Raw genomic sequence first — 7,835 nt, 5'->3', positions numbered from 1 at the left:
ATCACGCAAACCCAGCCCCGGAGCGTCATCCAAATGCGCGAGCAACCGGGCAGCCTGCCGCCGCACCCCCTCCCCCGACCGCGCCGACAACACCCACGGCAGGAGGGTCCCGGTGGGTTCGTGTGTCGGCGGCTCCGGGTCGGGGGCGGGAGGCGCTTCGAGGATGACGTGGGCGTTGGTGCCGCTGTAGCCGAAGGAGGACACCGCCGAGCGGCGGGGCCGATTCGCCTCCGGCCAGGGGCGGTTCTCGGTCAGCAGCCGGACCTGGCCCTCGTCCCAGTCGACGTGGTGCGACGGCTCGTCCACGTGCAGGGTCCGGGGCAGGACGCCGTGCCGCATGGCCTCGACCATCTTGATGACACCCGACACACCGGCTGCGGCCTGCGTGTGCCCGATGTTCGACTTCAGCGACCCGAGCCACAACGGACTGTCCGCCGCACCGTCCTGGTTCACCGCGGAACCCCGCACCACCGCCAGCACCCGGTGACCGTTGCGCCGCGCCTCCGACAACCGCTCCACGACGAGCACGCCGACGCCCTCGGCCCACCCCGTACCGTCAGCGGCGTCCGAGAACGCCTTGCACCGCCCGTCCGGCGCCAACCCGCGCTGCCGCGAGAACTCCACGAACGTCGTCGGGGACGACATCACCGTCACGCCCCCGGCCAGCGCGAGCGAGCACTCGCCGCTGCGCAGCGCGCGGGCCGCCATGTGCAGGGCGACGAGCGAGGACGAGCACGCGGTGTCCACCGTGACGGCGGGGCCCTGGAGGCCCAGGGTGTAGGCGACACGGCCGGACACGAGGCTGCCGACGCTGCCACCGCCGGGGTCGTAGTCGTGGTGGAAGGATCCGGCGAAGACTCCCGCGCGGGTGCCCTTGAGGGTCTGCGGGTTGATCCCGGCGTTCTCCAGCGCCTCCCAGGACGCCTCCAGCATGAGGCGCTGCTGCGGGTCCATGGAGAGCGCCTCGCGGGGGGCTATCCCGAAGAACGCCGGGTCGAAGTCCGCCGCGCCGCGCAGGAAGCCGCCGGAGCGGGTGTAGGTGGTGCCCGCCCGGCCGGGTTCGGGGTCGTAGAGCGCCTCGACGTCCCAGTCGCGGTCGTCGGGGAAGTCGCCGACCGCGTCCTCCCCCTTGACGACGAGGTCCCACAGCTGCTCCGGGGAGGACACGCCGCCGGGCAGCCGGCAGGCCATGCCGACGATCGCCACGGGCTCGTCGCGGCGGCTCTCCAGCTCCTGCAACCGGCCGCGGGTGGCGTGCAGTTCCTCGGAGACCGCCTTGAGGTACTTCAGCAGCTCTTCTTCGGTGGCCATGAACTCACTCTCAACTCGGGTCGGTGGGCGGTTCGTCGCCGGAGACGGAGATGCCGAGGCTGTTCGTGACGAAGGCGAGGACCTCCGCCGCGCTCGCCGATTCGAGGTCTGCGGGAGCCTTCTCCTCGGCCTGTGCCGGGGAGTCCGGTGCCTTCCAGGGCACCGACATGCTGCGGACGGTCTCGGCCAGGGCGGTGCGCTGGGCGCCGGTCAGGTTCAGTGCCGACATGTGGCTGCGGAGCCGGGTGAGGTCGGCCATGACCTGCTCGTAGGTGGGTTCGCCGCCGCCCTTCTCGGCGGGGGCGGGCGCGAGCCCGGAGAGCATGTGGTCGACCAGGGCGCTGGGGCTGGGATGGTCGAACACCGCGGTGGAGCTGAGCCGGAGGCCGGTCCGGGCGCCGACCCGGTTGCGGAGTTCGACGGCGGTGAGGGAGTCGAAGCCGAGGTCGCGGAAGGCGCCGTCCGCGGGGATGCGGCGCGGGTCGCCGTAGCCGAGCACCGCGGCCGCCTCGGCGCGCAGGATGTCGAGCAGCGCCTCGCGGCGCCGCTCGGGGGGCAGTTCGAGCAGCCGGTCGCGCAGCGGCTCCGGCGCCACCGGGGCGGCCGCGGTGGCGGTGCGCCGGGAGGGGGCGGGCGCGAGGTCGCGCAGGAGCACCGGTGCGGTGGGCGTTTGCAGGGCCGCGGTGTCGGCGCGCGCCGGGACGAGGAACGGCACGGCCGCCGTGAGCGCCCGGTCGAAGGCGGCGAGCCCCTCGTCGGTGCCGGTCGGCAGAAGTCCGCTGCGGGCGATCCGGCCGCGGTCGGTGTCGCCGAGGCCGGACGTCATGCCGCTCGCCTCGCTCCACATGCCCCAGGCGAGCGAGACGGCGGGCCGTCCGTCCTGGTGCCTGCGGGCCGCGAACGCGTCCACATAGGCGTTGGCGGCGGCGTAGTTGGCCTGCCCGGGCGAGCCGAGCACGCCGGCCGCGGAGGAGAAGACCACGAAGGCCGCCAGGTCGGCGTCGGCGGTCAGCTCGTCCAGGTGCCGTACCGCGTCCGCCTTCGGCCGCAGCACGGTGCCGAGCCGTTCGGGGGTGAGGGCTTCCAGGACACCGTCGTCGAGGACGCCCGCGGTGTGCACCACGGCGGTCAGCGGGTGCTCGGCGGGGACGCGGGCCAGGGCGCGGGCGAGCGCGTCGCGGTCGCCGACGTCGCAGGCCACCGCCTGCGCGGTCACCTGCCCGTCGGGCAGGTCCGCGGGCAGCCCGGCGCCGCTGCGGCTGAGCAGCAGCAGGTGCCGCACGCCGTGTTCGCCGACCAGTCGGCGTACGACGTGCTGCGCCAGCGTGCCGCTCGCCCCGGTCACGACGACCGTGCCGTCCGGGTCGAGGGGCCGGGGGAAGGTCAGGACCTCCGCGGCCTCCGGACCGGCCGCGGTGCCGGGCGGCTCGTCCGGCAGGGCGCGGCCCGCGGCGGCGGCCCGTACGTCGAGACCGTGCACGGGCGGCGGCACCGCCCGGGCGAGCAGCCCCGCCAGGCCGGCCAGGATCTCCCGCTGCCGGGCGGGCCCGGCGTCCGCGGCGCGGACGGGGGCCGACTCGGGGCACGTAGCGTGGCCCGGCGCCTCGTACCGCCCGGCCACGGCCACGTAGCGGCCCCCGGTGGCGAGGAGCGCGGCCGACGCCTCGGCGGTGTCCCCGCCCACCGGGTCGAGGACCACGTGGATGCCGGCCGGGAGGGTCTTGGGGAAGGCGTCGGCCTCCGGCGAGGCCAGGTGCGCCGCGTCCAGCCCCAGGCCGCCCAGGACGTCGCGGGCACCGGCCGGGGCGGTGGCGTACACCTCCGCGCCGAGATGCCGGGCGACCTGTACCGCGGCCAGGCCGACGGCCGTTCCGGCGCCGTGCACCAGCACCTGGTCCCCGGGGCCGGTACGGGCCAGGTCGGCCAGAGCGTGCCAGGCGGTGAGGAACGCGGGCGCGGCCGCGGCCGCCTGCGCGAAGCTCCAGCCGTCCGGGACCCGCGCCACGTCCCGGTGGTCGGTCACCACGAGCCGCCCCGGAGCCTCGCCACCCGGGAGCACGCCGAACACGCGGTCCCCGACGGCGAGAGCGGTGACGGCCGCCCCGGTCTCCACGACCACCCCGGCACCGGCCCAGGACGTCCCGGCGTCGGCCGGAGACGTCCCGGCGTCGGCCGGGTGCGCGAGGTCGGCCGGGTCGGCGGGATCGGCCATGTGGACAGCGGCGGCCGGACGCCCGGCGGCAGCCGCATGCGCTGCGGCGGCCGGATGCGCGAGGTCGGCCGCGGTCCAGCGCCCGGCGTCCGTCGCCGCGGCGCGCAGCGACACGCGGATGTCGTACGCGCCCAGCGGCACGTCCGGGTCGGGGACGGCGACGAGGGCCGGGGCGCCGGGGACCTCGGTGCGCAGCCGCCAGTTGGGTGCGTCCGGGAGCGGCAGCAGGGGCGGGCCGGTCCGGGTGAGGCGGGGCGCGAACGCGCGGCCGCCGCGGACGGCGACCTGCGGCTCACCGGTGGCGGCGGCCGTTGCCAGGGCCTCGTCCGACCGGCTGTCCGCATCGACCAGCAGGAGCCGTCCGGGGTGCTCGGCCTGGGCGGAGCGCAGCATCCCCCACACCGCCGCGCTGACCGGGTCGGGCCGGTCCATGAGCGTGCCCCGGGTGACGACGGCGAGCCGCGCGCGGTCGCTCACCGGGCGGGCGAGGAAGCGCTGGACCTGCTCCAGCACCTCGGCCAGCCGGGTCCGCGGGTCGCCGCCCGGTTCGACGGCGACGACCGCGAGGTCCGCCGGGGGTGTTGCGCCGCTCGCGGCGGGCAGCGGACGCCAGCGCAGGTGCAGGCCGCCGTGCCGGTCCGCGACCGCGCCCGCCGCCATCGGCCGCAGCGCGAGGGCGTCCACGGTGACGACGGGCCGGCCGGTCGTGTCGGCCGCGGTCAGGGAGACCGCCCCGTCACCGGTCGCCGCAAGCCGGACCCGCAGTGCGGCGGCACGGGTGGCCTCCAGGGTCACGCCGGTCCACGAGAACGGCAGCAGGGGCCGGTCCCCGCCGCTCCCGGCCAGGTCCGGCAGGCCCAGTGTGACGGTGTGCAGGGCGGCGTCCAGGAGGGCGGGGTGCAGGCCGAACCCACCCGGTTCCACGGGGAGTTCGACCTCCGCGTAGAGCTCGTCCGCGGTGCGCCAGGCCGCGCGCAGGCCGCGGAAGGCCGGGCCGTAGCCGTAGCCGCGGTCGGCCATCGCGGCGTAGAAGCCGTCCAGCGGTACGGGCGCCGCGCCCTCCGGCGGCCAGGTCCACTGCGCAGGCGGCAGCGGGGCGGCCGGGGCGAGCACGCCCGTCGCGTGGCGGACGGAGGCCCCGGCGGCCGGGGCGGAGGGCGAGTCCGTGGAGTGCAGGGCGATCGTCCTGCGGCCGTCCTCGTCCGCGGCGCCCACGACCGCCTGGAAGTACACCGCGGCGCCGGAGGGCAGCGCGAGGGGTGTGCTCAGGGTCAGTTCCTCGACGACCGGGCAGCCGGTCTCGGCCCCGGCGTGCAGGGCCAGTTCGAGGAAGGCGGTGCCGGGCAGCAGCGGTGTGCCGTCCACGGCGTGGTCGGCGAGCCAGGGCTGCGCCCCCGGCAGCAGCCGTCCGGTGAGGACGGTCTGCCCGTCGGGCAGGTGCACGGCGGCGCCGAGCAGCGGATGCCGGGTGACGCCGAGCCCCGCGGCGCGCAGTCCGGTGACCGTCTCGTCGGCCGCCTGCCAGTAGCGCTGCCGCGCGAACGGGTAGCCGGGCAGCTCCACCCGGCGTCCGCCCGGCAGCGTCCGCTCCCACGCCACGGGCATGCCGCTCGTGAACGGCAGGGCCAGCGCACCGGCCAGCGCCTGCGCCTCGGGCCGCCCGGGGGTGAGCGTCGCCACGGCGGCGTAACGGCCGTCCGGCAGCGCCGCGTCGAGGGTGGCGTGCGCCATCGGCGTGAGCACGGCCGCCGGACCGACCTCCAGGTAGCTGGTGACCCCGCGGCCGGCCAGGCAGCGCACGCCGTCGGCGAACCGCACGGCCCGGCGGACGTGTTCGACCCAGTACGCGGGCGTGCACAGGTGCGCGGGATCGGCGAGTTCGCCGGTGAGGTTGGAGACGACGGGGATGCGCGGCGGCTCGAAGGCCAGACCGGACAGCACCTCGGCGAACTCCGCCAGCATCGGCTCCGTGCGGTGCGAGTGGAAGGCGTGCGAGACCGGCAGCCGGCGCACCCGCCGCCCGGCGGACCGGAAGTGGTCGGCGACGGCGCCCACGGCTGCCTCGTCGCCCGAAACCACCACGGCCCGCGGTCCGTTGACCGCCGCGATGCCCGCCGCCTCCGTCAGTCCGGCCGCCTCCAGGTGGGAGCCGACCTCCTGTTCGTCGGCCTCGACCGCGAGCATCGCGCCGCCCTCCGGCAGCGCCTGCATCAGCCGGCCGCGCGCCGCGACCAGGGCGCACGCGTCGGGCAGGGACAGCACGCCCGCCGCGCAGGCCGCGGTGATCTCTCCGAGCGAGTGCCCCATGACGTAGTCGGGCGCGACACCCCACGACCGCAGCAGCTCCCACAGCGCCGTCTCCAGTGCGAACAGCGCGGTCTGCGTGTACACGCTCTGGTCGAGCAGCGCCGCCAGGGGCGAGTCCGCGGGCGCGAACGCGACGTCGCGGAGCGGGTGTTCGACGTACCCGTCGAGGTGCGCGTCCACGGCCGCGCACACGGCGTCGAAGGTCCCGGCGAAGACGGGGTACCGCTCGTACAGCTCCCGGCCCGCCCCGGCGCGCTGCGCGCCCTGGCCGGAGAACACCAGCGCCACCCCGCCGGATCCCGCGGACCCCACCGCACCGAGCACTGCGTCCGGTGTGTCCTCACCGGCGGCCACGGCGGCAAGGGCCGAGGCCGTGGCGTCGCGGTCCGCGCCGAGGACGACGGCCCGGTGGTCGAGCAGGGCCCGCCCGGAGGCAAGGGTGAACCCGATGTCGCCCGGGTCGAGTCCGGGGTGGGCGTCGAGGTGTGCGAGCAGCCGCGCGGCCTGGCGCCGTACGCCGTCCCCGGTCCGCGCCGACAGCACCCAGGGGGTGAGGGGCGCGGGCCCGTCCTCGTCGGCGGACGCGGGCTCGGTGGCCTCTGCCGCGGGCGCTTCGAGGATGACGTGGGCGTTGGTGCCGCTGATGCCGAAGGAGGACACCGCCGCGCGGCGGGGCCGGTCCACCTCCGGCCAGGGCCGGTTCTCGGTCAGCAGCCGGACCTGGCCCTGCTCCCAGTCGACGTGGTGGGTCGGTTCGTCGGCGTGCAGCGTGCGCGGGAGGACGCCGTGCCGCATCGCCTCGACCATCTTGATGATGCCCGCGACCCCGGCCGCCGCCTGCGCGTGACCGATGTTCGACTTGATCGAGCCCAGCCACAACGGGCGGTCGTCCGGACGCTGTCGGCCGTAGGTGGCAAGCAGCGCCTGTGCCTCGATCGGGTCGCCGAGCGGAGTGCCGGTGCCGTGCGCCTCCACCGCGTCCACGTCGGCGCCGTTCAGCTCCGCGCCCGTCAACGCGTCGCGGATGACGCGCTGTTGGGAGGGGCCGTTCGGGGCGGTCAGGCCGTTCGAGGCGCCGTCCTGGTTCACGGCGGAACCCCGTACGACGGCGAGGACCTGGTGGCCGTTGCGTTCGGCGTCGGAGAGCCGTTCGACCACGAGCAGGCCCACGCCCTCGGCCCACCCCGCGCCGTCGGCGGCGTCCGAGAACGCCTTGCACCGCCCGTCGGGGGACATCGCCCGCTGGCGGGAGAACTCCACGAACGTCGTCGGGGACGACATCACCGTGACGCCCCCGGCCAGCGCGAGCGAGCACTCACCGTTCCGCAGCGCCTGGGCGGCCAGATGCAGGGCGACCAGTGAGGACGAGCACGCTGTGTCCACCGTCATCGCCGGGCCCTCAAGACCCAGCAGGTACGAGATCCGGCCCGACGCCACGCTCGACGCGCTGCCGAGCATGCGGAACCCCTCCATACCGTCGACGGATTCGTGCAGCGGCGGCCCGTACTCGCCGGCCATGAGGCCGGTGAAGACGCCGGTGCGGGTGCCGCGCAGCGAGGTCGGGTCGATCGCCGAGTGCTCCAGCGCCTCCCACGCCGTCTCCAGCAGCAGCCGCTGCTGCGGATCCATCGCCGCGGCCTCACGCGGACTGATCCCGAAGAAGTCGGCGTCGAAATCACCCGCACCCGTCAGGAACCCACCGTGCCGCGCATAACTCGTCCCGGCGTGGTCGGGGTCGGGGTCGTAGAGTTCGGCGAGATCCCAGCCGCGGTCGGCGGGGAACTCCGAGACCGCGTCGAGGCCGTCCACCACCGCTTGCCACAGCTCGCCGGGCGACTCGATCCCGCCCGGCAGCCGGCAGGCCATCCCCACGATCACGATCGGATCGTCACCCGTGCCGACAGACGTGGGACTGGGCGCGGCAGCAGCCGGAACTGCGGTGGTGCCCCCGATCTGCTCGTCCAGATAGCCCGCGAGCGCGTGGAGCGTCGGGTAGTCGAAGACC

2 protein-coding genes are annotated in these 7,835 nt (G+C 76.1%); both read right to left on the bottom strand.

The window, feature by feature from the left end; genetic code table 11:
- A partial coding sequence (locus IH54_RS0138055; RefSeq protein ID WP_199923535.1) for a beta-ketoacyl synthase N-terminal-like domain-containing protein occupies window positions 1-1,311 on the bottom strand: 1,311 nt, incomplete at its 3' end.
- A 10-nt stretch (window positions 1,312-1,321) separates the two neighbouring features.
- A complete protein-coding gene (locus IH54_RS0138050) occupies window positions 1,322-7,696 on the bottom strand; it encodes an SDR family NAD(P)-dependent oxidoreductase (RefSeq protein WP_420711824.1) in 6,375 nt (2,124 codons plus the stop codon).
- Between the last annotated feature and the right edge of the window lie 139 nt (window positions 7,697-7,835).

This window comes from Streptomyces sp. NRRL F-5123, assembly GCF_000721495.1.
Classification (GTDB): domain Bacteria; phylum Actinomycetota; class Actinomycetes; order Streptomycetales; family Streptomycetaceae; genus Actinacidiphila.
The sequence above is the reverse complement of the archived record's forward strand: the minus strand, read 5'-3'. Positions and strand labels throughout refer to the sequence as shown.